Here is a 25451-nt window from a genome sequence, read left to right as displayed (position 1 = left end):
ATTGCCTTCGCTGGGCGAATGAGCACACAAAAACTGGGGCATTATATACTTCCGCCAGCCAAACGGAAACGACACCGCTTGCCAGGCCTGGTCCTACGCCTCCAGCGCTGGGCAACACCCACATCGGAAATCCCATGCAAGTCAAGAACCCCATCCTCGGCCTCTGCCAGAAAGCCAAATTCGCCCTCAGCGCCGCCAAGGTCGAACAATGCCCCGAAGACCAGGGTTACGAGGTGGCTTTCGCCGGCCGTTCCAACGCCGGTAAATCCAGCGCCCTCAACACCCTGACCCACGCCAGCCTGGCGCGCACCTCGAAGACCCCCGGGCGCACCCAGCTGCTGAATTTCTTCAGTCTGGACGATGAACGGCGTTTGGTCGACCTGCCGGGCTACGGTTATGCAAAAGTGCCGATTCCGCTCAAGCAGCACTGGCAGAAACACCTGGAAGCCTACCTGGGCAGCCGCGAGTGCCTGCGCGGAGTGATCCTGATGATGGACACCCGCCACCCGATGACCGACTTCGACAAGATGATGCTCGATTGGGCCAAGGCCAGCGGCATGCCCATGCACATCCTGCTGACCAAGGCCGACAAGCTGACTCACGGCGCCGGCAAGAACACCTTGCTCAAGGTGCAGGCGGAAATCCGCAAGGGCTGGGGCGATGCGGCGACCATCCAGCTGTTCTCGGCGCCCAAGCGCCAGGGGCTGGAAGAGGCCTACCGGGTGCTGGCGGACTGGATGGAGCTGGAAGACAAGCCAGCTGTCTGAAGGCCAAGGGATACTTACGTGGGAGCGGGCGTGCCCCGCGATCAGTCGATCGCGGGGCACGCCCGCTCCCACGGATTTCCCAGGCTTCAGGCCGAATTCCGGGCAAAAAAAACCCCGGACTTCGTATGGGGAGGGGGAAGTTCGGGGTCCAAGTCCGGACCGCTAGGGCGGGGTCCAGATATCTGCCAACACTTAACACAACATAGGAGCATCGAAAGGCTTCACCAGCCATTCAGTACCTCTGAGTGGCGGTTCACCGGTTTAGTTCCGAGCCCCTCGAAACTATTTGCGATAGTTTCATGAAACTCCTGATCTAAGGCCCAAGGCCAGCACCGGATCCGCGACACCACGCCGCAGATCCTACACAGCTTTCACGCGGGGTTTAGTGAGCTTCGTCCCAATTCGAGCCGACACCCACTTCCACCAGCAGCGGCACGTCGAGATCCGCAGCACCACTCATATAGCCACGAATTTCATCTTTCACCTGCTCGACCAGGTCCTCGCGCACCTCAAGCACCAGTTCGTCGTGCACCTGCAGGATCACTCGCGCATCCAGCTTGCTGTCGGTCAGCCAGTTGTCCACCGCTACCATCGCGCGCTTGATGATGTCCGCCGCGGTGCCCTGCATCGGGGCGTTGATCGCGGTGCGCTCGGCGCCTTTACGCAGGGCCGGGTTCTTGGCGTTGATGTCCGGCAGGTACAGGCGGCGGCCGAACAGGGTCTCGACGAAGCCTTGCTCGGCGGCCTGGGTGCGGGTGCGCTCCATATAGGCGAGCACGCCGGGGTAACGGGTGAAGTAGCGGTCGATGTAGTCCTGGGACTGCTTGCGATCGACCCCGATCTGCTTGGCCAGGCCGAACGCGCTCATGCCATAGATCAGGCCGAAGTTGATCGCCTTGGCGCTACGGCGCTGGTCGCTGGTGACGTCCGCCAGGGCCACGCCGAACACCTCGGCGGCGGTGGCGCGGTGCACGTCCAGGTCGTTGCGGAAGGCATGCAGCAGGCCTTCGTCCTTGGCCAGATGAGCCATGATGCGCAGCTCGATCTGCGAATAGTCCGCCGCCAGCAGTTTGTAGCCGGGGCTGGCGACGAAGGCCTGGCGAATGCGCCGGCCTTCGGCGGTGCGTACCGGGATGTTCTGCAGGTTCGGGTCGCTGGACGACAGCCGGCCGGTGGCGGCCACGGCCTGCTGATAGGAGGTGTGGATCCGCCCGGTGCGCGGGTTGATCTGCCCCGGCAGCTTGTCGGTGTAGGTGCTCTTGAGCTTGCTCAGGCTGCGGTACTGCATCAGTACCTTGGGCAGCGGGTAGCCCTGCTCGGCCAGGTCATCCAGGACCGCCTCGGCGGTGGACGGCTGGCCCTTGGCGGTCTTGCTCAGCACGGGCATGCCCAGCTTGTCGTAGAGAATCGCGCCCAGTTGCTTGGGCGAGCCCAGGTTGAACGCCTCGCCGGCCAGGGCGTACGCCTCACGCTCAAGCTCCACCAGCTTCGCCCCCAGCTCGCCGCTCTGCACGCCAAGCAGCGCGGCGTCGACCAGCGCGCCCTGGCGCTCGATCTTCGCCAGCACCGGCACCAGCGGCATCTCGATGTCCATCAGCACCGGCAGCACGCTCGGCGTCGTGGCCAGGCGCGCCTGCAACGCGTGATGCAGACGCAGGGTGATGTCGGCGTCCTCGGCCGCGTAGGGGCCGGCCTTTTCCAGGGGGATCTGGTTGAAGGTCAGTTGCTTGGCGCCCTTGCCGGCGATGTCCTCGAAACCGATGGTGGTGTGGTCCAGGTACTTCTGCGCCAGGCTGTCCATGTCGTGACGGGTGGCGGTGGAGTCGAGCACATAGGACTCGAGCATGGTGTCGTAGGCCACGCCGCGCATCAGGATGGCCGGGCTGCCGTTGGCCAGGATGTTGATGTCGTACTTGGCGTTCTGGCCGATCTTGCCCTTGGCCGGGTCTTCCAGCAGGGGCTTCAGGGCCAGCAGAACGGCGTCACGGTCGAGCTGGGCGGGGGCGCCTTCGTAATCGTGTGCCAACGGTACGTAGGCGGCCTCGTGGGGTTCGACGGCGAATGACAGGCCGACCAGTTGCGCCTGCTGCGCGTCGAGGCCGGTGGTCTCGGTGTCGAAGGCGAACAGCGGCGCCTGGCGCAGTTTCTCCAGCCAGGCGTCGAAACGCGCCTGGTCGAGGATGGTCTCGTACTTCGGCTCGACCTTCTCGGCCACTGGCTCAACGTCGGCAGCAACGCTGCCACCGGCCTGGGGCGCGCTACGCTGAACCTCGGCCACCCAGCTCTTGAACTCCATCTCGGTATACAGCGCCAGCAGCGCCTCACGGTCCGGCTCGCCGCAGACCAGGGCGTCCACTTCGACATCCAGCTCGACATCGCACTTGATGGTCGCCAGCTCGTAGGACAGGAAGGCCGCGTCGCGGTGCTCCTCCAGCTTGGCCGGCAGGGTCTTGGCGCCACGGATGGCCAGGGCCGGCACCTTGTCGAGGTTGTCGTACAGGTCGCGCAGGCCGCCGCCGATACCGGTCAGCAGGCCGACCGCGGTCTTCTCGCCAACGCCCGGCACGCCGGGGATGTTGTCGACCTTGTCGCCCATCAGGGCGAGAAAATCGATGATGTGCTCGGGACCTACGCCGAACTTCTCGTGCACGCCGGCGATGTCCAGCACGCTGCCGGTCATGGTGTTGACCAGGGTGACGTGGCCGTCCACCAGCTGGGCCATGTCCTTGTCGCCGGTCGAGATGATCACCGGACGGCCGGCGGCGGCGCTGCTGCGCGCCAGGGTGCCGATGACGTCGTCGGCCTCCACGCCTTCGACGCACAACAGCGGGTAGCCGAGGGCGCGGACGCTGGCGTGCAGCGGCTCGACCTGCACCCGCAGGTCGTCGGGCATGCTTGGGCGGTTGGCCTTGTACTCGGCGAACATGGCGTCGCGGAAGGTCCCGCCCTTGGCGTCGAAAACCACCGCGAACAGGCTGTCCGGGTACTGCTTGCGCAGGCTCTTGAGCATGTTCAGCACGCCCTTGACCGCGCCGGTGGGCATGCCCTTGGAGGTGGTCAGCGGCGGCAGCGCGTGAAAGGCGCGGTAGAGGTAGGACGAACCGTCCACCAGGACGAGGGGCGCTTGGCTCATGAGGAGAATCAACCTTTTCGACGGGTCCGGCGCTAGAATAGCCAGATCAATGACGACAAAAGGACTAGGTTATCATGCGCACACCCATTCGCCTGTTACTGCTCGGTCTGCTGGTCACCATGCCAGTCGTCACCCAGGCGGCGGACGAAGCCCCATCGGCCGATCCCGATGTAACCATTCGCACGGAAGGCGACAAGACCATCCAGGAGTACCGTCAAAACGGCTTCCTGTATGCGATCAAGGTCACGCCGAAGAACGGCAAGCCTTATTTCCTGGTACGCGCCGATGGCTCCGAAGGCAATTTCATTCGTTCCGACCAGCCGGACATGCTGATTCCGTCCTGGAAGATCTTCGAGTGGTAAGCTAGTAACGCGTATCGTTCTTATCAACCAGGCACTTCCGGCGGAAGTGCCCGCATGGGCAATTCTTCAACATGTCAGTCTTCACCCCTGTGTCCCGGCCTGAGCTGGAAACCTTTCTGGCGCCGTACGAGCTGGGTCGCCTGCTCGACTTCCAGGGTATCGCCGCCGGTACCGAGAACAGCAACTTCTTCGTCAGCCTGGAAAAAGGGGAGTTCGTCCTCACACTGATCGAGCGCGGGCCGGCTGAGGACATGCCGTTCTTCATCGAGCTGCTCGACGTGCTGCACGCTGCCGACATGCCGGTGCCCTATGCCCTGCGCGACCACGACGGCAACGGCCTGCGCGAGCTGTGCGGCAAGCCGGCGCTGCTGCAGCCACGGCTGTCGGGCAAGCACATCAAGGCCCCGAACAACCAGCACTGCGCCCAGGTCGGCGAGCTGTTGGCGCATATCCACCTGGCCACCCGCGAGCGCATCATCGAGCGCCGCACCGACCGTGGCCTGGACTGGATGCTGGAATCGGGCGCCGAATTGCTGCCGGGCCTGAACCGGGAACAGGCCGGGCTGCTGCAGCCGGCACTGGCGGAAATCACCGCGCACAAGGTGCAGATCCTCGCCCTGCCCAAGGCCAACCTGCACGCCGACCTGTTCCGCGACAACGTGATGTTCGAAGGCACCCACCTGACCGGGCTGATCGACTTCTACAACGCCTGCTCCGGGCCGATGCTGTATGACATTGCCATCACCGTGAACGACTGGTGCCTGGACGAGCAGGGCGGTATCGACCTGCCGCGCGCCCAGGCCCTGCTGGGCGCCTATGCGGCGCTGCGGCCGTTCACCGCCGCCGAGGCCGAGCTGTGGCCGGTGATGCTGCGGGTGGCCTGCGTGCGCTTCTGGCTGTCGCGCCTGATCGCGGCGCAGGCCTTCGCCGGGATGGACGTGATGATCCATGATCCGAGCGAATTCGAAGTGCGCCTGGCGCAGCGTCAGCAGGTGGCGCTGAAGCTGCCGTTCGCGCTCTAAAGGGCAGCTCGTTCAAGTTATCGATGATTGGCCACGAAGCGGGTGCCACACAACGTGGCGCCTGCTTCGCGGCTGCTCCTACAGCTGTTCCAGACAGCCGGTCAGGTCGCTGCCCAGCTTCTCCAGCAAGCGCTCATAGCCCCTGGCATCCACTGTATCGCTGCCCCCCAACGCATCCAGCTCCGCCAGGCGCACCGGCAACCCGGCCGTCAGCGTCTCGGCCAGGCGCGGGCGCAGCGGCGGCTCGCTGAACACACAAGTCTTGCCCACTGCCTGCAGGCGCTTGCGCATGGCGGCGACGTGCTGCGCGCCCGGCTGCACTTCCGAGGCGACGCTGAACACACCGGCGTGCTTCAGGCCATAAGCGGCCTCGAAGTAGTCGAAGGCTTCGTGGAACACGAAGTACGGCTTGCCGGCGATCCCCGCTACCCGCTGTTTGATCCGCCCATCCAGGGCATCCATGCGCTCGACGAACAGCTTGAGGTTGGCCTGGTAGCGCGCCGCATTAGCCGGATCCGCTGCCGCCAGGTCGCCGGCCATCTTCGCCGCGATCACCCGGGCATTCACCGACGACAGCCACAGGTGCGCATCGAGGCTGCCCGGACGGTGGTCGTGATCGTGATCGTCGTGGTCCTCCTCGTCGTGGGAGTGGCTATCCTCGCCGAAGTGACGCAACTGCATACCCGACAGCGACTGCACGGCCACGGTCGGCTTGGCGCGGCTCTTCAGCACACGGGGCAGGAAGCCTTCCATGTCCGGGCCGATCCAGTACAGCAGGTCGGCATCGGCGACCTTGCGTACATCGGAGGGGCGTAGCGCGTAGTTGTGCGGAGACGCCCCCGGCGGCAGCAACACGTCGGGGCTGCCGACACCGTCCTGGACGGCGGCGGCGATCTGCTGAAGGGGCTTGATGCTGGTCAGCACGCGCACGTCGGCGTGGGCCGAAAAAGCGATGAAAGCGACAAAGAGGGCAAGGAATCGGGACACGGTGGATACTCGGGTCGTCAGAAACAGGTAACATAATAACGTCTCCATCCTGAACCGTCGCTGCCCATGTCCATCACGCCGCTGGCCCACCGTCCCCACGATCATTCCCACTGCGTCCACAGTGCGCTGGCCGAGGCCGACGCGCTGTGCAACCGTCAGGGCCTGCGCCTGACCGCCCTGCGCCGCCGCGTGCTGGAGCTGGTGTGGCAGAGCCACAAGCCGCTGGGCGCCTACGACATCCTCGCCGTGCTCAGCGAGCAGGACGGCCGTCGCGCCGCGCCGCCCACCGTCTACCGGGCGCTGGACTTCCTGCTGGAGAACGGCCTGGTGCACCGCATCGCCTCGCTCAACGCCTTCATCGGCTGCAGCCACCCCGAGCATGCGCACCAGGGCCAGTTCCTGATCTGCCGCGCCTGCCATGTGGCCATCGAGCTGGAGCAGAACAGCATCAGCGACGCCATCGTCAGCAGCGCCAAGGCCGTGGGCTTCGCCGTGGAGACGCAGACGGTCGAAGTGGTCGGGTTGTGCGGCAACTGCCGGGGCAAGGCATGAGCGACGCCCTGATCCGCCTTGAGCAGGTCGGCGTCAGCTTCGGCGGCGAGGCGGTGCTCGACAGCATCGATCTGGCCGTCGCGCCCGGGCAGATCGTCACTCTGATCGGCCCCAACGGCGCCGGCAAGACCACCCTGGTGCGCGCCGTGCTCGGCCTGCTCAAGCCGCACCGCGGCACGGTGTGGCGCAAGCCGAAACTGCGCATCGGCTACATGCCCCAGAAGATCCAGGTAGACGCCACGCTGCCGCTGTCGGTGCTGCGCTTCCTGCGCCTGGTTCCCGGGGTAGACCGCGCGGCAGCCTTGGCGGCGCTGCAGGAAGTCGGCGCCGAGCAGGTGATCGACAACCCGATCCAGACCATCTCCGGCGGCGAGATGCAGCGCGTGCTGCTGGCCCGTGCCCTGCTGCGCGAACCCGAGCTGCTGGTGCTGGATGAGCCGGTGCAGGGCGTCGACGTGGTCGGCCAGACCGAGCTGTACAACCTGATCACCCGCCTGCGCGACCGCCATGGCTGCGGCGTGCTGATGGTCTCCCACGACCTGCACCTGGTGATGAGCGCCACCGATCAGGTGGTCTGCCTCAACCGCCATGTGTGCTGCTCGGGCCACCCGGAGCAGGTCAGCAACGACCCGGCCTTCGTCGAACTGTTCGGCCAGAACGCGCCGAGCCTGGCCATCTACCACCACCATCACGATCACAGCCACGACCTGCACGGCTCGGTGATCGCCCCCGGCGCCCATGTCCACGGAGAGCACTGCAAGCATGGCTGATTTTCTTCTCTACGCCCTGCTTGCCGGCCTGTCGCTAGCGCTCGTCGCCGGCCCGCTGGGCTCCTTCGTGGTCTGGCGGCGCATGGCCTACTTCGGCGACACCCTGTCCCACGCCGCGCTGCTCGGCGTGGCGCTGGGCTTCGCCCTGGACGTCAGCCCGGCGTTGGCGGTGACCGTCGGCTGCCTGTTGCTGGCGATCCTGCTGGTGACCCTGCAACAGCGCCAGCCACTGGCCTCGGACACCCTGCTCGGGATCCTCGCGCCCAGCACCCTGTCGCTGGGCCTGGTGGTGCTGAGCTTCATGCACGATGTGCGGATCGACCTGATGGCCTACCTGTTCGGCGACCTGCTGGCAATCAGCCCCACCGACCTGGCCTGGATACTCGGCGGCAGCGCGCTGGTGCTGGTGCTGCTGGCGATGTTCTGGCGGCCGCTGCTGGCGGTCACCGTGCACGAGGAACTGGCGATGGTCGAGGGCCTGCCGGTGGCCGGCCTGCGCTTGGCGCTGATGCTGCTGATCGCCGTGGTGATCGCGGTGGCGATGAAGATCGTGGGCGTGCTGCTGATCACCTCGCTGCTGATCATCCCGGCCGCCGCGGCACAGCGTCACGCCCGCTCACCGGAACAGATGGCCGTGGGCGCCAGCCTGCTGGGGGTTACCGCGGTCTGCGGCGGCCTGGCGCTGTCCTGGTTCAAGGACACCCCGGCTGGGCCTTCGATCGTGGTCTGTGCGGCGGTGCTATTCTTGCTGAGCCTGGCGTTGCCGAAACGCTGAGATTCCAGGGCGCACGCTGACGCGTCCTGCAACCTTTTCATCGCTTGCAGGTCACACAAGACCCGTTTTCGAGCGTGCGCACCTGGGTGTAGACTTGCTCGCTTTTTGCGCAAATAGAGAGTCGCAGGAATGAAGCCGTTCGCCTCACGTTATCTGCTTGTTGCCGCGTTTTCCCTGTTCCTGACCGCCTGCTCCAGCAAGCCGGTCGAGCAGCCGGTCGCGCCTGCCCAGCCGGATGCCTGGCAGCAGCTGGAACAAAGCATTGCCAGCAACGAACTGGCCACCGCCGAAGACCAGCTGGCAGCGCTGCAGGCCCAGGCACCGGGCGATGCGCGCCTTGAGCCGCACCAGCGCCAGCTGGCCGAGGCCTACCTGCAACGCAGCCGCATCGTCCTGCAAAAAGGCGACGTGAATGCCGCCGCCACCGCGCTGGCCCGCGCCCGGGCGCTGATGCCCCAGGCACCGGCCCTGACCGGCGGCGATGCCATGGCCCAGGCGCGCAAGGCCGAGCTGGAAAAGGCCGAGGCAGCGCTGAAGGCGGCCGAGTCCAAGCCCAGGGCCCGGGTCATCGACCCGACCGCGCCCAGCACCGTGGTGGCGCTGAAGACCACCGACAGTCGGGCGATGCGCCGCCAGTTGGATGACATTGCCGCCGATGTAGTGAATTACCAGTGCGAGGTGGTGTTCCAGGTCCCGCGCACCCAGGACGCGCCGTGGCTCAAGACCCTGCTGGAGAAGCGCGTGCGCAAGCTCGACAGGGGTTTCGAGCTTGAGCAAAAGCATGAGATCCAGCGCTCATTGCCGGCGCAGGTGGTGTTGATTCCCCACCAGCAATAAACCTGACAGGGCCCCATCGCCGGCAAGCCGGCTCCCACACATGATCCCTGTGGAAGCCGGCTTGCCGGCGATGGGCTTCATAGCAGCCCCCGACTATGCCGGAACAACTTCGGCAGCCGCCTCCCGCGCCCACACCCGGTGACCCTCGACTGCCTTGAAAAACGCCTCGAGCACCTTCGGGTCATCGCCCAGCAACAGCCCCACATCTTCCTTGAGCCCCAGTTTGTTCAGCAGGAGCTTGCCCTCACTGGCTACGCCCATGGGCTTCAGATGCTTGTAGGCCTCGAGCAAAAAATGCTTGGCCACGCCACTGTTTTCCAGCGCCTCCAACGACACCTTGCCCGCCGGCACCCACACGCCGTCGAACATCACCGACGGCATGCCCTCCATCGACGCATCCACCGGCAGCTGCTTGCCATCGGCAGTCTTCACTGGTGCCGAAGTCGGCCCGAGCAGCATGGGGCGCGCACTTTGCGCCTCCAGCGCCTTGACCACCTTGTCGACACTCGCGTCATCCACGCCATCAGCCACCAGGATGGCAATCTTGCGCCCACTGATGCCGATGTCCCCGAGGTGGTTCATCTGGCTCAAGGCCTTTGACTGCGCCGGCTTGCTGCCCTTGACCTTGACCGTGCCGGCCTTCGGCGCCGGCAGCCCGAGGTTGGCCGCCACCGCTGCCGCCAACTTGAGATCGATGTTGGCCAGAATCTCGTTCACCTCCCGCGCCCGGATCGCCTCGCGCTCGACCTTGCCCAGCTCGAAGCTGTAGGCCTTGATGATGTGCTGCTGCTCGGTGGGGCTCATGCTCTGGAAGAACAGCCGCGCCTGGGAGAAATGGTCGCCGAACGACTCGCTGCGCTGGCGGATCTTGTTCGCATCGATACGTTCCTGGTAACTCTCGAAACCGCCATCCTGCGCGGCAGCCGGCGTTTCCTTCGGCCAACCGCCATCGATCGAGTTAGGCTCGTAGGAGGCCCGCCCCTTGTCGATGGTCATGCGGTGCATGGCATCGCGCTGGCTGCTGTGATTGGGCGCGACAGGGCGGTTGATCGGGATCTCGTGGAAGTTCGGTCCGCCCAGGCGGCTTATCTGGGTGTCGGTGTACGAGAACAACCGGCCCTGCAGCAAGGGATCATTGCTGAAATCGATGCCCGGCACGATATGCCCCGGGCAGAAGGCAATCTGCTCCACTTCGGCGAAGAAGTTGTCCGGGTTGCGGTCGAGCACCATCTTGCCCAGCGGCGTCACCGGCACCAGCTCCTCGGGGATGAGCTTGGTCGGGTCGAGCAGGTCGAAGTCGAACTTGTGCTCGTCGGCCTCCGGCACGATCTGCACGCCCAGTTCCCATTCCGGGTAATGACCGGTCTCGATCGCTTCCCACAGGTCGCGGCGGTGGTAGTCGGTGTCCTTGCCTGCAAGCTTCTGGGCTTCGTCCCACAGCACCGAGTGCACGCCCTGGCGCGGCTTCCAGTGGAACTTGACGAAGCTGGCCACGCCTTGGGCATTGATCAACCGGAAGGTATGCACGCCAAAGCCTTCCATCATCCGCAGGCTGCGCGGGATGGCGCGGTCGGACATGGCCCACATGACCATGTGCGCGGATTCCGGCACCAGCGATACGAAGTCCCAGAAGGTATCGTGGGCAGAGCCACCGGTGGGTATCTCGTTGTGCGGTTCGGGTTTGACCGCGTGGACGAAGTCGGGAAACTTGATCGCGTCCTGGATGAAGAACACCGGCATGTTGTTGCCGACCAGATCGAAATTGCCCTCATCGGTGTAGAACTTCACCGCAAAGCCGCGCACGTCTCGCACCGTGTCACCCGAGCCACGTGGGCCCTGCACGGTGGAAAAGCGTACAAACACCGGGGTTATTTTCTCGGGATCTTGCAGGAAACCGGCCTTGGTCAGTTCGGCATGGCAGCCGTAGCTTTGGAAGTATCCATGGGCGCCGGTCCCGCGGGCATGGACGATACGCTCGGGTATGCGCTCATGATCGAAGTGGGTGATCTTCTCGCGCATGATGAAGTCTTCGAGCAGCGAAGGCCCGCGGACACCGGCCTTGAGACTGTTCTGGTTGTCGGCGACCTTCACCCCCTGGTTGGTGCGCAGCGCCTGGCCGCTGGCGTCGCTGCGAAAAGCCTCCAGGCTCTGCAGCTTGGCGTTGGTGTTGGCCTTGTCCGGGGTGTCGGTGCCGGCGACAGGGCTGGGCTGTGGCGCCTGGGGCGTCTTGCTGGGCATCTTCGGCTCTCCTCATCAGTCATCAGGCTGCCCATTCGGGCTTGTTCAATTAGTGACTGGGCCGCCGTCGGATGCGTTCAATCGGATTGCCGACCGTCGCGATATGCCGATTGGATTGGAGCATTGCGAAATTAATGCTAAGAACAGGCAGGGGAAAAGGCTAAAATGCGCGACCCCGGCTAACCGCTGACCCAAATTCCATGCGCCCCACAAGGTTCGCTCAGTGATCGAGTTTCAAAATGTCCACAAGACCTACCGCGTCGCCGGTAGGGATATCCCGGCCCTGAACCCGACCAGCCTGACCATCGAAGATGGCCAGGTGTTCGGCCTGATCGGCCACTCCGGTGCCGGCAAGAGCACCATGCTGCGTCTGATCAACCGCCTCGAGGAGCCGTCCGGCGGCAAGATCGTGGTCGACGGCGAAGACGTCACCGCCTTCGACGCCAACCAGCTGCGCCGCTTCCGCCAGCAGGTCGGTATGATCTTCCAGCACTTCAACCTGCTGGCGTCCAAGACCGTCGCCGACAACGTCGCCCTGCCGCTGGTGCTGGCCGGCGAGCTGTCGCGTGGCGAGATCGACAGGCGCGTCACCGAGCTGCTGGCCCGTGTCGGCCTGTCCGAGCATGCGAAGAAGTACCCGGCGCAGCTGTCGGGCGGGCAGAAACAACGCGTCGGCATCGCCCGCGCCCTGTCCACCAACCCGAAGATACTGCTGTGCGACGAGGCCACCAGCGCCCTCGACCCGCAGACCACCGCCTCGGTGCTGCAACTGCTGGCCGAGATCAACCGCGAGCTGAAACTGACCATCGTACTGATCACCCACGAGATGGACGTGATCCGCCGGGTCTGCGACCGCGTGGCGGTGATGGACGCCGGGCAGATCGTCGAGCAAGGCCCGGTGGCTGAAGTGTTCCTGCACCCGCAGCACGCCACCACCCGGCGCTTCGTCCAGGAGGACGAGCAGATCGACGAGAACGAGCAACGCGACGACTTCGCCCATGTGCCGGGCCGTATCGTGCGCCTGACATTCCAGGGTTGCGCCACCTACGCGCCTCTGCTGGGCACCGTGGCCCGCGAAACCGGTGTCGACTACAGCATCCTGGCCGGACGCATCGACCGCATCAAGGACATTCCCTATGGCCAGCTGACCCTCGCCTTGATCGGCGGAGACATGGACGCGGCATTCGCCCGCTTCACTGCAGCTGATGTACATATGGAGGTACTGCGCTGATGGACATCCTCAGCTATTTCGCCAACGTCGACTGGGTCGAGATCTGGCAAGCGACCAACGACACCATGGTCATGCTGTTCATCTCACTGGCCTTCATCATCCTGCTCGGCCTGCCGCTGGGCGTCGTGCTGTTCCTGTTCAGCCCTCGGCAGATGTTCGAGCACAAGAAGATCTACGCAGTGCTGGCGACCATCGTCAACATCGTGCGCTCGGTGCCATTCATCATCCTGCTGATCGTGATGATCCCGATCACGGTACTGATCACCGGTACCTCGCTGGGTGTCGCGGGCGCGATTCCGCCGCTGGTGGTCGGCACGACGCCGTTCTTCGCACGCCTGGTCGAGACGGCCCTGCGTGAAGTGGATCGCGGCATCATCGAGGCCACCCAGTCGATGGGCGCCACCACCCGCCAGATCATCTTCAAGGCAGTGCTCCCTGAAGCCATGCCGGGCATCATCGCCGCTATCACCGTAACGGCCATCACCCTGGTGTCCTACACCGCCATGGCCGGCGTGGTCGGTGCCGGTGGCCTGGGCGACCTGTCGATCCGCTTCGGCTACCAGCGCTTCCAGACCGACGTGATGATCGTCACCGTGGTACTGCTGGTGATCCTGGTCCAGGTGCTACAGATGATCGGCGACAAGCTGGTCGTGCATTTTTCCCGTAAGTAACCCCAATGGGGTCGGCCCGGCCGACCCGTTCGGGGGCCGTCGCGGCCCTCACAAGGAGTGATCAATGAAGAAGCTGCTTGCTGTTGTCGCCGCCGTCGCGGCCTTCTCGGCCCACGCCGAGACCCTGACCGTCGCCGCCACCCCGGTGCCGCACGCCGAGATCCTCAACTTCGTCAAGCCGCAGCTGGCGAAGGAGGGCGTGGAGCTGAAGGTCAAGGAGTTCACCGACTACATCCAGCCGAACGTGCAGGTCGCGGAAAAGCGCCTGGACGCCAACTTCTTCCAGCACCAGCCTTACCTGGATGAGTTCAACAAGGCCAAGGGCACCCAGCTGGTCAGCGTTGCCGGCGTGCACCTGGAGCCGCTGGGCGCCTACTCGAGCAAGTACAAGAAGCTCGACGAACTGCCATCCGGCGCCACCGTGGTCATCCCCAACGACGCCACCAACGGCGGCCGTGCCCTGCTGCTGCTGGACAAGGCTGGCGTGATCAAGCTCAAGGACAGCAAGAACATCCTGTCGACCGTGAAGGACATCACCGGCAACGACAAGAAGCTGAAATTCCGCGAGCTGGAAGCGGCCACCATCCCGCGCGTGCTGACCCAGGTCGACCTGGCGCTGATCAACACCAACTATGCGCTGGAAGCCAAGCTGAATCCGGAGAAGGACGCCCTGGTGATCGAAGGCAGCGATTCGCCTTACGTGAACATCCTGGTGGCGCGTCCGGACAACAAGGACGCCGATGCCATGAAGAAGCTGGCTGCGGCCCTGCATTCGCCTGAGGTGAAGCAGTTCATCACCGAGAAGTACAAGGGCGCGGTGATTCCGGCGTTCTAAGCTGACATCCCCGGGGCCGCTTTGCGGCCCATCGCGGCAGGCCCGAGGAACGAACACCAATCGCGGGGCCAGCCCGCTCCCACGCCAGATTGCGTTCTGGTGTGGGAGCGGGCAGGCCCCGCGATTCATTTCTACGGTCAGTCGCGCTTGACCAGCCCCGGCAACTGCGCCACCAGCTTCTGGTTGTTGAACGGCGCACGGATGAACCCGCGCTGGCGCCCGTCCGGCCCGACCACCGCCAGGTTGCCGCTGTGATCAACGGTGTAGCCCGGCTTGCTGGTATCGGCCGGGATGAACGGAATGCTCAAGGCATTGGCCAGCTTCTGGGTGTCCTCGATCGACCCCGCCACCCCGACGAAATCCTTGTCGAAGTAGCCCAGGTACTGTTTGAGCTGGTTCGGCGTGTCGCGGTTCGGGTCGACGCTCACCAGCACCACCTGCAGACGCTCCAGCGCCTCCTTGGGCAGCTCGCTCTTCACCTGGCGCAGCTGGGCCAGGGTGGTCGGACAGATGTCCGGGCAGTAGGTATAGCCGAAGAACAGCAACGACCACTTGCCCTTGAGCTGGTCCAACACCAGCGGCTGGCCGTTCTGGTCGGTCATGGTCACGTCCGGCACGGTGCGGCTCTGCGGCAGCAGGATGATGCCGGCGTCGATCAGCTCGGTGGGATTCAACTGACCACGGTCGTTGAGCACCTTGTTGACGGTCAGGCCCATGATCAGCGCGACCAGGGCAACGAGGATGAAGACGGTTTTCTGGGTTCGGGTCATAGGTTCAGCAACAGGTAGTGGTCTACGAGCAACGCGATGAACAAGGCGAACAGGTAGCCGATAGAGTACTTGAACGTCTTGATCGCCGCGTGCGGCCGGGTGCCACGGTACAACACCCAGGCCCAGTGCAGGAAGCGCAAGCCCAGGACCATGGCACAGGCCAGGTACAACGGTCCGCTCATGTGGATGGCATAGGGCAACAGGCTCACCGCCAGCAATATCAAGGTGTAGAGCAGGATGTGCAGGGCCGTGTAGCGCTCGCCGTGGGTAACGGGGAGCATGGGAATATCAGCTTTTGCGTACTCCTCCTTGCGATGAATCGCCAGGGCCCAGAAGTGCGGTGGCGTCCAGGCGAAGATGATCAGCACCAGCAGCAGTGGTTCGGCGCCCAGGTGCCCGCTGACCGCCACCCAGCCCAGCAACGGCGGAGCCGCTCCGGCCAGGCCACCGATCACGATGTTCTGCGGCGTGGCACGCTTGAGAAAGCCGGTATAGAGCACCGCGTAACCGAGCAGCGAAGCCAGGGTGAGCCAGGCGGTGAGGGGGTTGGTGAAGGCCAGCAGCAGGGCCATCCCCGCCACGGCCAACAGCAAGGCGAACAGCAAGGCCGGCAAGGGCGCGACCCGGCCCTGGGCCAGCGGGCGCTTGTGGGTGCGGGCCATCAGTGCATCGACGCGGCGGTCGACCACGTGGTTGACCGCCGCCGCGGCCCCCGCGCACAAGCCAATCCCCAGGTTGCCGAACAGCAGGACGCTCCAGGCCACCCCCGCGCGGGTGGCAAGAAACATCCCCACCAACGAGGTGATCAGCATCAGCACCACCACCTTCGGCTTGGTCAGCTCCATGTAGTCGCGCCATCCGGCGCGCTGGCGTTCCGTGCTCAGAAGCGTCGCCACGAATCGTTCCTCATTTGATGGGAAAGGTGCACGCCGGTCACCGGCGTCAGGCGCCAGCCGTGGCCCACACGGACCTTGTCGACCACGCGGATGCGGTAGTTGACCAGTACCATGCACATCAGCAGCAAGGCGCCACCAGCGTTGTGCGCGACAGCCACGCCCAGGGGCAGGTGGAACAGCACGTTGCTGATGCCCAGGCCCAGTTGCAGCGCCAGCGCCAGCAACACCAGGCGAGCCAGGCCACCCAGGCCGTGGCGGTGCAGCTTCCAGCTCAGGGTCAGCAACACCAGCATGACCAGCAGCGCGCCCAGGCGATGGCTGATATGAATCGCGGTGCGCGCGTCACTGTCCAGTTGCCCACCGAGGTAATTGGGGCCGACGTGCTGGGTCAGGTGGAAGCCGTTGCTGAAGTCGGCCGCAGGCCACCACTGGCCATGGCAGGTGGGCAGGTCGATGCAGGCAACGGCGGCGTAGTTGGCGCTGACCCAGCCCCCCAGGGCGATCTGGCCGATGACCACCAGCAGCGCCAGCGCGGCGATGCGGCGCAGGCTCAGCGGCAGTTTCGGCAATGGCGCAAAGGCCCGGGATAGACGCAGGGAAAGCAGGAAAAGCAGGCTCACGGTGGTGAATCCGCCGAGCAGGTGCGCGGTGACTACCTGGGGCCAAAGCTTCAAGGTAACCGTCCACATGCCGAACGCCGCCTGGGCCAGCACCACGCCCAGCAGCAACACCGGCAGGCGGTAGGGCTGGCCGTCGCGGGCATGCCGGCGCACGGCCTGGAAGGCGAGCAGGGCGATCACCAGCGCCAGGGTGCCGGCGAAATAGCGATGGACCATCTCGGCCCAGCCCTTGGCTTCTTCCACCGGGTGCTCGGGGAAGTGCAGCTCGGCATGGGCCAGCTGGGCATCGGTCTTGGGCACGCTGATGAAGCCATAGCACCCCGGCCAGTCGGGGCAGCCCAGGCCGGCATGGGTCAGCCGGGTATAGGCGCCGAGCAGCACCACCAGCAGCGCCAGCAGGGTGGCGAACACAGCGAGACGGAATCCGGGTCTGGCCATGGCGGCCTCCTAGCCGATGTTGGACAGCTTGAGCAGGTGACGCAGGTCGTCCAGCACATGCTTGCCGTTGACCTTGGCGTCGTAGCGCAGCACCAGGTTGCCGTGGGGGTCGACGATCCACAGCTGCGGGCCCACTTCGCCGACCTTCTGGACATAACGCTGAACATCCAGCGGGTAGCGCCGCAACTGCGGGTATTCGCGGCCCAGCAGGGCCTGGTAGTCGGCGGTCAGCGGTTGGGCCGCCGCCAGGGCATGGCTGGCGCGGCTGGCGTCGCGACCCAGGCCGACCTGGATCTGCCGGGCCAGGTACACCAGTTGCCGGCACTCCTCGGCGCAGGCCTCGGGGGCGCTGACCAGCAGCTGCCAGCGCTCGTCCTGGGCATCGATGCCGATGTCCGCGCGGCCCTCGCCATTGCCGATCATCACGCCGTGATAGCTACGCCCTTCCGGCACCCAGAACTTGAGCTTGTACATGAAGGTGGCAAGGATCATCGGCCCGAGCACGACGAACAGGATCAGCAACAGTTGCATACGCCCCCGGGGCTTGCGGTGGTCAGGCGCGTCCAGTGGACTCGTGGCGGCGGCCATGGCGGTTCTCCTTGTCGTTGTGATGCCAGCCGAAGTACAGGTAGAGCAGCACCAGCGTGGTGGCCAGGGCGAACCACTGCACGGCATAGCCCTGGTGCTTTTCCGGCCCCATGGCGACCACCGGCCAGTCCAGGCGGTAGGCGGCCGGACCGGGCTGCAGGCGCAGTTCCTGGGCGAAGCCTTCGCGGCCCAGCTGCTGCCAGAGCCCGGCCGGGTCGATGGCCGTCAGCAGTTGCGGCCAGCGGCCATCCGGATTGTCCGGGTGCAGTTGGAAGGTCTTGCCCGGCGCCACGTATACCGTGGTGTCCAGCGCCAGGGCCTGGTCCGGGGTGTCGAAACGCACCGGCACCCGACGGTCGGGCCAGGGCAGCCAGCCGCGGTTGACCAGCAGCCACAGCCCGCTGGCCTGGTCGTGGAAAGGTTGCAGCAACTCGACGCCGGCCTTGCCGTCGCGCATCTGGTTGTCCAGCAGCAGGCTGTGGGTGGCGTCGAAGCGGCCATACAAATGCACGGGATAGAACGCCGGATCCGGCAGCTGGCGCAGTTGATCGACAGCGACCGGCGCCTCGATCTGGCGCTCGGTGTACGCGGCGAGCAGGTCGCGCTTCTCATCGGCGCGGCGCAGTTGCCAGCAGCCGAGCGCGATCAGGCCCGGCAGCAGCGCGAGCACCACCAGGGTCGGCAACAGGCCGGGGCGAAACGGCCTCACCAGGGCCTCGTCAGGTCGAGCGCTATACTTGTACTCATCACCGCATCCCCCTGGAGTTACGCCATGCTCAAGGCCGCGATTGTCCTGATGCTGCTGGCCACCATCGCCAGCCTGTTCAGTGGCCTGGTGTTCCTGGTCAAGGACGACGACCAGTCGACCCGCCTGCTCAAGGCCCTTACCGTACGTGTCGCCCTCGCCACCCTGACCATCGCGCTGGTGGCCTGGGGCTTTATCAGCGGGCAGTTGGTCTCCCACGCGCCGTTCTGAATTACCTCGATCCCTGTAGGAGCGCGCCGCCCTTCAAAGCACATACACGAATATGAACAACCCCACCCACACCACATCCACGAAGTGCCAGTACCAGCTCGCCGCCTCGAAACCGAAGTGCTTGTCCGGCTCGAAGTGCCCGCGCATCACCCGGCAGAACATCACGAACAGGATCAATGTCCCCAGCGTCACGTGCGCGCCGTGAAAGCCGGTGAGCATGAAGAACGTCGCGCCATAGATCCCCGACCCCAGGGTCAGCCCCAGCTTGTTATAGGCCTCGTGGTACTCGTAGGCCTGCAGCGCAAGGAACCCCAGCCCCAGCAGGATGGTCAGCCCCAACCACAGTTTCAGCGGGCCACGATGGCCTTTGCGCAGGGCATGGTGGGCGATGGTCACGGTCACACTGGAGCTAACCAGCAGAATGGTGTTGATCAGCGGCAGGTGCCACGGGTCGATCACTTCCTTCGGCGGCGGGAACAGTTTCGGGTCCGGTGTGTGCAGCAGCGGCCAGACGAACTCGAAGTTGGGCCAGAGCATGTGCGCCACGCCCTTGGCTCCATCGCCCCCCAGCCACGGCCCGGCCAGCACCCGCACGTAGAACAGCGCGCCGAAAAAGGCCAGGAAGAACATCACCTCGGAGAAAATGAACCAGCTCATGCCCCAGCGGAAGGAACGGTCCATCTGCGCGCTGTATAGGCCGGCATGGCTCTCCTTGACCACCGCGCCGAACCAGCCGAACAGCATGTACGCCAGGAACAGCCCCCCGATGAAGAAGATCAGCGGCCCGTGGGACTCCGGGTGGCCGGCCTTGAGATCGTTGAACCAGGTGCCCAGGCCGAACACGGTGATGAACATGCCGATCGTGGCGATGATCGGCCACTTGCTCTGCGCCGGGACGTAGTAGTGCTCGTGGCTTGCCATGCTTGATCTCCTTCCCTCAACGGGCGGCCTCGGTCGCGACATGGGCGACTGGCGGGTGGCGAGCGGTGATGTCGAACAGGGTGTAGGCCAGGGTCAGGTGCTTCACCGACTCCGGCAGGTCGCGGTCGACGATGAAGCGCACCGGCATTTCGATGCGCTCGCCCGGCTGCAGCACCTGCTGGGTGAAGCAGAAGCACTCGGTCTTGTGGAAGTACGCCGCAGCCTCGGCCGGGGTGATGCTGGGGATGGCCTGGGCGCTCATCGGCTGGTTGGTCGGATTGCGGGCGATGAAGATCATCTGGTTCACCGCCCCCGGGTTGACCTCGATCTGGTCGGCGGTGGAATGAAATTCCCAGCTCATGTCGCCTGCGTTGGTGGACATGAACTGCACCCGCACCGAACGCGACGGGTCGCTCACCTGGGTGCCCGCGTACTGCCCGCCGGTCTTGCCGTTGATGCCGAAAGCCTTGCACATCACATCGTAGATCGGCACCAGGGCGAAGCCGAAGGCGAACATCACCACGGTCAGCATCAGCAAGCGGCTGACCAGGCGTTTGAGCGACAGGCCGTCCATGGGCAGGCTCCTACTTCACTTCCGGCGGGGTCTGGAAGGTGTGGTAGGGCGCCGGCGAAGGAATCGACCACTCCAGGCCCTCGGCGCCGTCCCAAGGCTTGGCCGGTGCCGGCGCGCCACCGCGGATGCACTTGATGACGATGAACAGGAAGAAGATCTGCGTGGCGCCGAACATGAACGCGCCGATCGACGAGACCATGTTGAAGTCGGCGAACTGCAGGTTGTAGTCCGGGATCCGGCGTGGCATGCCAGCCAGGCCGACGAAGTGCATGGGGAAGAAGGCCAGGTTCATGCCAACGAACGACAGCCAGAAGTGCAATTTGCCGAGGGTTTCGTCATACATGTGGCCGGTCCACTTCGGCAGCCAGTAGTAGGCCGAGGCAAAGATGCCGAAGATCGCCCCGGGCACCAGTACGTAGTGGAAGTGGGCGACCACGAAGTAGGTGTCGTGGTACTGGAAGTCCGCAGGCGCAATGGCCAGCATCAGGCCGGAGAAGCCACCGATGGTGAACAGGATGACGAAGGCGATGGCGAACAGCATCGGTGTCTCGAAGGTCAGCGAGCCTTCCCACATGGTGCTGACCCAGTTGAACACCTTCACCCCGGTGGGCACGGCGATGAGCATGGTCGCATACATGAAGAACAGCTCGCCTACCACCGGGATGCCGACCACGAACATGTGGTGGGCCCAGACGATGAACGACAAGAAGGCGATGGCCCCGGTGGCGTAGACCATCGAGGTGTAGCCGAACAGCGGCTTGCGCGAGAACGCCGGGATGATCGAGCTGACCGCGCCGAAGGCCGGCAGGATCATGATGTACACCTCGGGGTGGCCGAAGAACCAGAACACGTGCTGGAACAAGACCGGGTCGCCACCGCCGGCGGCGCTGAAGAAGCTGGTGCCGAAGTGAATGTCCATCAGCATCATGGTCACCACGCCGGCCAGCACCGGCATCACCGCGATCAGCAGGAACGCGGTGATCAGCCAGGTCCAGACGAACAGCGGCATCTTCATCAGGGTCATGCCCGGGGCGCGCAGGTTGAGGATGGTGGCGATCACGTTGATCGCGCCCATGATCGAGCTGATGCCCATCAGGTGGATGGCGAAGATGAAGAAGGTCACGCTCGCCGGGGCGTAGGTGGTCGACAGCGGGGCGTAGAAGGTCCAGCCGAAGTTCGGACCGCCACCGGGGCTGAACAGGGTCGAGACCAGCAGCAGGAACGCCGCCGGCAGCAACCAGAAGCTGAAGTTGTTCATCCGCGGCAGGGCCATGTCCGGGGCACCGATCATCAGCGGGATCATCCAGTTGGCCAGGCCGACGAACGCCGGCATCACCGCGCCGAACACCATGATCAGCCCGTGCATGGTGGTCATCTGGTTGAAGAACGCCGGCTCCACGATCTGCAGGCCGGGCTGGAACAGCTCGGCGCGGATCACCATGGCGAACGAGCCGCCGAGCAGGAACATGGTGAAGGCGAACCACAGGTACATCGTGCCGATGTCCTTGTGGTTGGTGGTCAGCACCCAGCGCATCAGGCCTTTGGCCGGGCCGTGGGCGTGTTCATGACCGTGGGCGTGGTCGTCGATCACTGCACTCATGTCCTGTCTCCTGCAACCCTAAGGCACCGGTTCATTTGCTTTCCGCCTGCTTGAGCGCCAGCACGTCCTTCGGCGTGACCATGTCGCCCTTGTTGTTGCCCCAGGCGTTGCGTTCGTAGGTGACCACGGCGGCGATATCGACTTCCGAGAGTTGCTTGCCGAACGCCGCCATGGCGGTGCCGGGCTTGCCGTGGAAGACGATGCCCAGGTGGGCTTCCTTGGGCCCGGTGGCGATCTTCGAGCCCTTGAGCGCCGGGAACATCGGCGGCAGGCCCTGGCCTTCGGCCTGGTGACAGGCCACGCAGGTGGTGTGGTAGACCTTGTCGCCGCGTGCCACCAGCTCTTCGAGGGTCCAGTCCTTGCTGGTCAGCTCCTTGAGCTTGGCCGCCTCGGCCTTGCGCTCGCCAAGCCAGGTGTCGTAGTCGGCCTTGGACTTCACCTCGACCACCACCGGCATGAAGCCGTGGTCCTTGCCGCACAGCTCGGTGCACTGGCCACGGTAGATGCCCGGCTTCTCGACCCGGGTCCAGGCCTCGTTGACGAAACCGGGGATGGCGTCGCGCTTGACCGCGAAGGCCGGCACCCACCAGGAGTGAATGACGTCGGCGGCGGTCACCAAAAAGCGCACCTTGGCGCCCACCGGCAGCACCAGCGGCTGGTCGACCTCGAGCAGGTAGTGCTCATCCTTCGGCGATTTGTTGTGGATCTGCTCGGCGGGGGTGGCCAGGTTGCTGAAGAACTCGACGTCCTGGCCCAGGTACTTGTAGTGCCACTTCCACTGGTAGCCGGTGACCTGGATGTCGATGTCCGAGTCGCTGGCGTCGTAGATGTCGATCAGGGTCTTGGTGGCCGGAATGGCCATGGCCACCAGGATCAGGAAGGGAACCACTGTCCAGAGGATCTCGACCCAGGTGTGCTCGTGGAAGTGCGCGGCCTGCTGCCCGGTCGAGCGGCGGTGGATGACCATCGACCAGAACATCGCGCCGAACACCACGATGCCGATGATCACGCAGATCCAGAAGATGGTCATGTGCAGGTCGAACACTGCGTGGGAGACTTCCGTCGCCCCGGGCGCCATGTTCACCGTCCATGCTGCCTGTGCCTGACCGAACAACGACCACAGCAACAGGCCCATCCAGACATGTGGATGTCGCATCATTGCGGGTTCCCCTTATCGTTCTTGTAGTCCCGGAGGCGTGGACGACCTGCTACGACAAAGGGGGGAACGGTGGCCAAGACTGCCTGGCTTCGACGACCGAGCCCCCTGCTTAAGGCAGTCGGGCCTCATCAACGAATCACGTTTCACCCGGAGTATAGACACCGACCAATGGTGCGCAACGCAGCACTTGAAATGATCTTGGCTCAACCAAACGTTTGCTCTGAAAGCCTCATGAATACTGGGCCGGGACACAATAATGGCACTTTGATATAGCCAATTTCCTACACGCACGTGAGAGATATAACAAATGCGTCTTAGCCATTCTCGTAAGCAAGCTAACTTAGTGTCTTCCGTTTGTAACGCCATGTCCCTGGAGTTGTCATGAACATCGCTGCTGTACGCGAGCAGATCGAAAATGCCCATCAACATGAGAGCCGTACAGGCCAACTGAAAGCCCGCCTCGAACTGCAACTGCCACACCTGCATCCATCGATCCAACTACCCCAGCAGGATGCCCAGGGTACCCTGGCGCGCTTTGTCGGCGCCTACATCAACGAGGTTCCGGAACTGCTCGAAGCCGCGCACAACGTGGCGCTCGAAGCCGGCATCGAGACGCAGATCAAACCGGTACTGAAAATTGCCGAGGCCTACTTCCTGCAGCCGCCGAGCGTGATGGCGGGGCAGGTCGGGCTGGACTGCCTGCTGGACGAGGCCTACCTGGCGCATCGCCTGGTCGAGGAGGTCAACGACCTGTATATCCGCCATTTCCAGCAGCCGCTGATTCCGGTGGATACCACGGTCGCCAACCTGATCGCCCATCAGCTGATCGGCGAGACGTTTGCCAACCAGCTGGATGAGGTGGTGCATCATTCGGTGGATGAGATGCTTGATGACGAGAGCTTTGCCGTGGAATCGGTGGAGGCCTACCGCGACAAGCTGTCGAGCCCGGAAACTGGCGCCGCGTGGAAACGCTGGCCGTGCCTTTCGCGCCAGCTTGGTGTGGAGCTGGGGCAATCGGCCTGAGCAAACCTCAAAATTGCCGGGGCCGCTTTGCGGCCCTTTCGCGACACAAGGCCGCTCCCACAGGTTCAGTGCATGATTCAATTTCTGCGCTGTATCTGTGGGAGCGGCCTTGTGTCGCGAAAGGGCTGCGCAGCAGCCCCAGGATCCTCAGATCAGACTAGGCCCCAACCCCCGCCGTAGTCCGCAGCCGTCCCTCGACCCGCCGCTTCAAACGCCGCTGCTCCAGCACCAGCCGCGAGCCCTTGGCCGCGCCACTGCGCCCCCAGTCCTCCAGCAGTTCCAGGCAGGAATGGTCGATATAATTCAGGTTGCCCAGCGGCACATGCAACGTGGTCCCTTCCGGTACCGTGTCCAGCACCTGGGTCAGCGCCGGCACCTTGAGGAAGGTCGCCGCCCCGCTCAGGCGCAGCTCCATGTGCCCCGGCACGTCCAGCGCCACCAGGTTGATCTTCAAACGCGCCGCCTTGAACGCCAGCTTCAGCAGGGTGAGGGCAAAGCCCAGCAACACGCCGGTCAACAGGTCAGTAAAGATGATTGCCAGTGCAGTCGCCGCATAGGTGAACATCGGCATCCGTCCATAGCGGCCAAGACCACGGAACGCCCTGAAGTCCACCAGCTTGACGCCGGTATAGACCAACACCCCAGCCAGGCTGGCCACCGGGATCTGCTGCAGCACGCTGCTCAGCGCCACCACGAAGGCCAGCAGCCAGATACCGTGGAAGATCGCCGAGGCCCGTGTCTGCGCGCCGGCCTGGACGTTGGCCGAGCTGCGCACGATCACCCCGGTCATCGGCAGCGCACCAAGCACCCCGCAGAGCATGTTGCCAACACCTTGCGCCGACAACTCACGGTCGAAGTCCGAACGCTGGCCGCTGTGCATGCGGTCGACGGCTGCGGCGGACAGCAAGGTCTCGGCACTGGCGATGAAGGCCAGGGCGAAAGCCGCCACCAGCAGGGTCGGGTCGGCCAACTTGAGCAGGTCATCCGGACGCAACCAGTCGATGGCCTCGGACAGATCGGCCGGCACCTGAACGCGGTTGACCGGCAGCGCCAGCCACAGGCTGACGGCCGTCATCGTCGCCACCCCAAGCAGGGCACCGGGGATGAAGCGCAGCCGCTGCGGGCGCAGGCGCTCCCAGCCCCACATGATGGCGATCGTGCCCAGCCCGAGCGCGCCGGCTTGCCAGCCGTTGCCCGCGCTTTCCAGCGGCAGGGCCGAAGCCAGCGTCGCCGGGAAGCCCAGCAGGTTGTCCACGCCCGAGGGTTGTGGCGCCGTGTCGAACATCACATGCACCTGGGACAGCACGATCAGCACGCCGATCCCGGCGAGCATGCCGTACACCACCGCCGGCGCCGTGACCCGGAACCAACAGCCCAGGCGTAGGCGCCCGGCCAGCAGTTGCAGCAGGCCGGCCAGCAGCAGGATCGGCCCGAGCATCGCCACGCCATGCTGGCGCACCAGTTCGAACACCAGCACTGCCAGCCCCGCCGCCGGGCCGCTGACCTGCAATGGCGAGCCGGCAAGAAAACCCACCACGATACCGCCAATGATGCCGGTGATCAGTCCTTTGGCCGGTGGCATGCCCGAGGCGATGGCAATGCCCATGCACAACGGCAGGGCGACCAGGAAAACCACCACCGAAGCCAGCAACTCGCGCGGCAGGGCCGCCTTTATCTGTGTCATGTTCACCATGTAGCTCCTTTCT

General features: G+C 64.7%; 25 protein-coding genes. 12 read left to right on the top strand and 13 right to left on the bottom strand.

The window, feature by feature from the left end:
• The first annotated feature begins 134 nt into the window (after positions 1-134).
• Positions 135-767 carry a ribosome biogenesis GTP-binding protein YihA/YsxC gene (gene yihA / locus AC25MA_RS10145; protein ID WP_028688674.1) on the top strand — a complete coding sequence of 211 codons (633 nt, stop codon included), beginning with the start codon at positions 135-137 and terminating at the stop codon, positions 765-767.
• A gap of 382 nt (positions 768-1149) precedes the next feature.
• On the opposite strand, the gene polA is transcribed toward yihA, so the two are convergent.
• On the bottom strand, positions 1150-3900 hold the full coding sequence (gene polA, locus AC25MA_RS10140; protein ID WP_486971993.1) for a DNA polymerase I: 2751 nt from the start codon (positions 3898-3900) through the stop codon (positions 1150-1152).
• A 74-nt stretch (positions 3901-3974) separates the two neighbouring features.
• On the opposite strand from polA, the gene AC25MA_RS10135 reads away from it, so the two are divergent.
• Together AC25MA_RS10135 and AC25MA_RS10130 are read left to right on the top strand one after the other, a co-directional pair.
• Entirely contained in the window at positions 3975-4262 is a 288-nt protein-coding gene (locus AC25MA_RS10135) for a DUF2782 domain-containing protein (protein ID WP_028688676.1), read from the top strand.
• 71 nt (positions 4263-4333) lie between these two features.
• Entirely contained in the window at positions 4334-5284 is a 951-nt protein-coding gene (locus AC25MA_RS10130) for a homoserine kinase (RefSeq protein WP_028688677.1), read from the top strand.
• A 78-nt stretch (positions 5285-5362) separates the two neighbouring features.
• On the opposite strand, the gene AC25MA_RS10125 is transcribed toward AC25MA_RS10130, so the two are convergent.
• Positions 5363-6319 carry a zinc ABC transporter substrate-binding protein gene (locus tag AC25MA_RS10125; protein ID WP_051555603.1) on the bottom strand — a complete coding sequence of 319 codons (957 nt, stop codon included), beginning with the start codon at positions 6317-6319 and terminating at the stop codon, positions 5363-5365.
• An 18-nt stretch (positions 6320-6337) separates the two neighbouring features.
• On the opposite strand from AC25MA_RS10125, the gene zur reads away from it, so the two are divergent.
• From zur to AC25MA_RS10105, 4 genes are all read left to right on the top strand, one after another.
• Positions 6338-6823, top strand: coding sequence for a zinc uptake transcriptional repressor Zur (gene zur, locus AC25MA_RS10120; RefSeq protein ID WP_028688679.1), 486 nt, complete (start codon positions 6338-6340; stop codon positions 6821-6823).
• On the top strand, positions 6820-7593 hold the full coding sequence (gene znuC, locus AC25MA_RS10115) for a zinc ABC transporter ATP-binding protein ZnuC (protein ID WP_028688680.1): 774 nt from the start codon (positions 6820-6822) through the stop codon (positions 7591-7593). Before zur ends, znuC begins: the two co-directional genes overlap by 4 nt.
• Positions 7586-8368 (top strand): zinc ABC transporter permease subunit ZnuB, encoded by a 783-nt coding sequence (znuB, locus tag AC25MA_RS10110; RefSeq protein WP_028688681.1) that lies wholly within the window; start codon positions 7586-7588, stop codon positions 8366-8368. Before znuC ends, znuB begins: the two co-directional genes overlap by 8 nt.
• Positions 8369-8497: 129 nt before the next feature.
• Positions 8498-9205: a PA5502 family lipoprotein gene (locus tag AC25MA_RS10105; protein WP_062359987.1), complete on the top strand. Its 708-nt coding sequence runs from the start codon at positions 8498-8500 to the stop codon at positions 9203-9205.
• A 93-nt stretch (positions 9206-9298) separates the two neighbouring features.
• Here AC25MA_RS10105 and katE read toward each other — a convergent pair whose 3' ends face one another.
• Entirely contained in the window at positions 9299-11443 is a 2145-nt protein-coding gene (katE, locus tag AC25MA_RS10100) for a catalase HPII (RefSeq protein ID WP_028688683.1), read from the bottom strand.
• A gap of 223 nt (positions 11444-11666) precedes the next feature.
• On the opposite strand from katE, the gene AC25MA_RS10095 reads away from it, so the two are divergent.
• The 3 genes from AC25MA_RS10095 (at position 11667) to AC25MA_RS10085 (ending at position 14180) form a co-directional block, all read left to right on the top strand.
• Positions 11667-12674: a methionine ABC transporter ATP-binding protein gene (locus AC25MA_RS10095; RefSeq protein WP_062359991.1), complete on the top strand. Its 1008-nt coding sequence runs from the start codon at positions 11667-11669 to the stop codon at positions 12672-12674.
• Positions 12674-13345 (top strand): methionine ABC transporter permease, encoded by a 672-nt coding sequence (locus AC25MA_RS10090; RefSeq protein WP_028688685.1) that lies wholly within the window; start codon positions 12674-12676, stop codon positions 13343-13345. Before AC25MA_RS10095 ends, AC25MA_RS10090 begins: the two co-directional genes overlap by 1 nt.
• A 64-nt stretch (positions 13346-13409) precedes the next feature.
• Positions 13410-14180 (top strand): MetQ/NlpA family ABC transporter substrate-binding protein, encoded by a 771-nt coding sequence (locus tag AC25MA_RS10085; RefSeq protein ID WP_028688686.1) that lies wholly within the window; start codon positions 13410-13412, stop codon positions 14178-14180.
• Positions 14181-14317: 137 nt separating this feature from the next.
• On the opposite strand, the gene AC25MA_RS10080 is transcribed toward AC25MA_RS10085, so the two are convergent.
• Genes AC25MA_RS10080 through AC25MA_RS10060 form a run of 5 tightly spaced genes read right to left on the bottom strand, consistent with a single transcriptional unit; the run spans position 14318 to position 18201 of the window.
• Positions 14318-14950: an SCO family protein gene (locus AC25MA_RS10080; RefSeq protein WP_028688687.1), complete on the bottom strand. Its 633-nt coding sequence runs from the start codon at positions 14948-14950 to the stop codon at positions 14318-14320.
• Positions 14947-15846 carry a heme o synthase gene (gene cyoE / locus AC25MA_RS10075; RefSeq protein ID WP_028688688.1) on the bottom strand — a complete coding sequence of 300 codons (900 nt, stop codon included), beginning with the start codon at positions 15844-15846 and terminating at the stop codon, positions 14947-14949. The genes AC25MA_RS10080 and cyoE overlap by 4 nt, the downstream gene beginning before the upstream one ends.
• Entirely contained in the window at positions 15831-16904 is a 1074-nt protein-coding gene (locus AC25MA_RS10070) for a COX15/CtaA family protein (RefSeq protein WP_028688689.1), read from the bottom strand. Before AC25MA_RS10070 ends, cyoE begins: the two co-directional genes overlap by 16 nt.
• Positions 16905-16913: 9 nt before the next feature.
• Positions 16914-17492, bottom strand: coding sequence for a hypothetical protein (locus AC25MA_RS10065; RefSeq protein WP_486971992.1), 579 nt, complete (start codon positions 17490-17492; stop codon positions 16914-16916).
• A complete protein-coding gene (locus AC25MA_RS10060; RefSeq protein ID WP_088851674.1) occupies positions 17458-18201 on the bottom strand; it encodes an SURF1 family protein in 744 nt (247 codons plus the stop codon). Before AC25MA_RS10060 ends, AC25MA_RS10065 begins: the two co-directional genes overlap by 35 nt.
• Positions 18202-18264: 63 nt before the next feature.
• On the opposite strand from AC25MA_RS10060, the gene AC25MA_RS10055 reads away from it, so the two are divergent.
• Entirely contained in the window at positions 18265-18468 is a 204-nt protein-coding gene (locus AC25MA_RS10055) for a twin transmembrane helix small protein (protein WP_028688692.1), read from the top strand.
• Positions 18469-18501: 33 nt separating this feature from the next.
• Here AC25MA_RS10055 and AC25MA_RS10050 read toward each other — a convergent pair whose 3' ends face one another.
• The 4 genes from AC25MA_RS10050 to coxB are packed head-to-tail and all read right to left on the bottom strand — an operon-like array spanning position 18502 to position 22722.
• Positions 18502-19389, bottom strand: coding sequence for a cytochrome c oxidase subunit 3 (locus tag AC25MA_RS10050; protein ID WP_028688693.1), 888 nt, complete (start codon positions 19387-19389; stop codon positions 18502-18504).
• A 16-nt stretch (positions 19390-19405) separates the two neighbouring features.
• Positions 19406-19963, bottom strand: coding sequence for a cytochrome c oxidase assembly protein (locus AC25MA_RS10045; RefSeq protein ID WP_028688694.1), 558 nt, complete (start codon positions 19961-19963; stop codon positions 19406-19408).
• A gap of 10 nt (positions 19964-19973) precedes the next feature.
• On the bottom strand, positions 19974-21563 hold the full coding sequence (gene ctaD / locus AC25MA_RS10040) for a cytochrome c oxidase subunit I (RefSeq protein WP_023628965.1): 1590 nt from the start codon (positions 21561-21563) through the stop codon (positions 19974-19976).
• Positions 21564-21594: 31 nt separating this feature from the next.
• On the bottom strand, positions 21595-22722 hold the full coding sequence (gene coxB, locus AC25MA_RS10035) for a cytochrome c oxidase subunit II (protein ID WP_028688695.1): 1128 nt from the start codon (positions 22720-22722) through the stop codon (positions 21595-21597).
• 381 nt (positions 22723-23103) lie between these two features.
• Between coxB and AC25MA_RS10030 the strand changes: the two genes are divergently transcribed.
• Positions 23104-23745 (top strand): hypothetical protein, encoded by a 642-nt coding sequence (locus AC25MA_RS10030; RefSeq protein WP_486971991.1) that lies wholly within the window; start codon positions 23104-23106, stop codon positions 23743-23745.
• Positions 23746-23902: 157 nt separating this feature from the next.
• Here AC25MA_RS10030 and AC25MA_RS10025 read toward each other — a convergent pair whose 3' ends face one another.
• Complete coding sequence (locus AC25MA_RS10025; RefSeq protein WP_220467265.1) at positions 23903-25438, bottom strand: SulP family inorganic anion transporter; 1536 nt, start codon at positions 25436-25438, stop codon at positions 23903-23905.
• Between the last annotated feature and the right edge of the window lie 13 nt (positions 25439-25451).

The sequence above is a fragment of the Pseudomonas sp. P65(2024) genome, from assembly GCF_057480955.1.
Note: the sequence above shows the minus strand (reverse complement) of the source record. Positions and strands in the feature narration are given on the sequence as shown.

What these genes read in the sequence shown, in the direction of transcription:
- znuB (WP_028688681.1), top strand. Translation starts at nt 7,586, where the DNA reads ATGGCTGATTTTCTTCTCTACGCCCTGCTTGCCGGCCTGTCGCTAGCG.
- AC25MA_RS10090 (WP_028688685.1), top strand. Translation starts at nt 12,674, where the DNA reads ATGGACATCCTCAGCTATTTCGCCAACGTCGACTGGGTCGAGATCTGG.
- AC25MA_RS10070 (WP_028688689.1), bottom strand. Translation starts at nt 16,904, where the DNA reads ATGGCCAGACCCGGATTCCGTCTCGCTGTGTTCGCCACCCTGCTGGCG.
- AC25MA_RS10065 (WP_486971992.1), bottom strand. Translation starts at nt 17,492, where the DNA reads ATGGCCGCCGCCACGAGTCCACTGGACGCGCCTGACCACCGCAAGCCC.
- ctaD (WP_023628965.1), bottom strand. Translation starts at nt 21,563, where the DNA reads ATGAGTGCAGTGATCGACGACCACGCCCACGGTCATGAACACGCCCAC.
- AC25MA_RS10080 (WP_028688687.1), bottom strand. Translation starts at nt 14,950, where the DNA reads ATGACCCGAACCCAGAAAACCGTCTTCATCCTCGTTGCCCTGGTCGCG.
- yihA (WP_028688674.1), top strand. Translation starts at nt 135, where the DNA reads ATGCAAGTCAAGAACCCCATCCTCGGCCTCTGCCAGAAAGCCAAATTC.
- AC25MA_RS10050 (WP_028688693.1), bottom strand. Translation starts at nt 19,389, where the DNA reads ATGGCAAGCCACGAGCACTACTACGTCCCGGCGCAGAGCAAGTGGCCG.
- AC25MA_RS10045 (WP_028688694.1), bottom strand. Translation starts at nt 19,963, where the DNA reads ATGGACGGCCTGTCGCTCAAACGCCTGGTCAGCCGCTTGCTGATGCTG.
- AC25MA_RS10105 (WP_062359987.1), top strand. Translation starts at nt 8,498, where the DNA reads ATGAAGCCGTTCGCCTCACGTTATCTGCTTGTTGCCGCGTTTTCCCTG.
- polA (WP_486971993.1), bottom strand. Translation starts at nt 3,900, where the DNA reads ATGAGCCAAGCGCCCCTCGTCCTGGTGGACGGTTCGTCCTACCTCTAC.
- zur (WP_028688679.1), top strand. Translation starts at nt 6,338, where the DNA reads ATGTCCATCACGCCGCTGGCCCACCGTCCCCACGATCATTCCCACTGC.
- AC25MA_RS10085 (WP_028688686.1), top strand. Translation starts at nt 13,410, where the DNA reads ATGAAGAAGCTGCTTGCTGTTGTCGCCGCCGTCGCGGCCTTCTCGGCC.
- AC25MA_RS10130 (WP_028688677.1), top strand. Translation starts at nt 4,334, where the DNA reads ATGTCAGTCTTCACCCCTGTGTCCCGGCCTGAGCTGGAAACCTTTCTG.
- AC25MA_RS10135 (WP_028688676.1), top strand. Translation starts at nt 3,975, where the DNA reads ATGCGCACACCCATTCGCCTGTTACTGCTCGGTCTGCTGGTCACCATG.
- AC25MA_RS10030 (WP_486971991.1), top strand. Translation starts at nt 23,104, where the DNA reads ATGAACATCGCTGCTGTACGCGAGCAGATCGAAAATGCCCATCAACAT.
- AC25MA_RS10025 (WP_220467265.1), bottom strand. Translation starts at nt 25,438, where the DNA reads ATGGTGAACATGACACAGATAAAGGCGGCCCTGCCGCGCGAGTTGCTG.
- znuC (WP_028688680.1), top strand. Translation starts at nt 6,820, where the DNA reads ATGAGCGACGCCCTGATCCGCCTTGAGCAGGTCGGCGTCAGCTTCGGC.
- katE (WP_028688683.1), bottom strand. Translation starts at nt 11,443, where the DNA reads ATGCCCAGCAAGACGCCCCAGGCGCCACAGCCCAGCCCTGTCGCCGGC.
- AC25MA_RS10055 (WP_028688692.1), top strand. Translation starts at nt 18,265, where the DNA reads ATGCTCAAGGCCGCGATTGTCCTGATGCTGCTGGCCACCATCGCCAGC.
- coxB (WP_028688695.1), bottom strand. Translation starts at nt 22,722, where the DNA reads ATGATGCGACATCCACATGTCTGGATGGGCCTGTTGCTGTGGTCGTTG.
- AC25MA_RS10125 (WP_051555603.1), bottom strand. Translation starts at nt 6,319, where the DNA reads ATGGAGACGTTATTATGTTACCTGTTTCTGACGACCCGAGTATCCACC.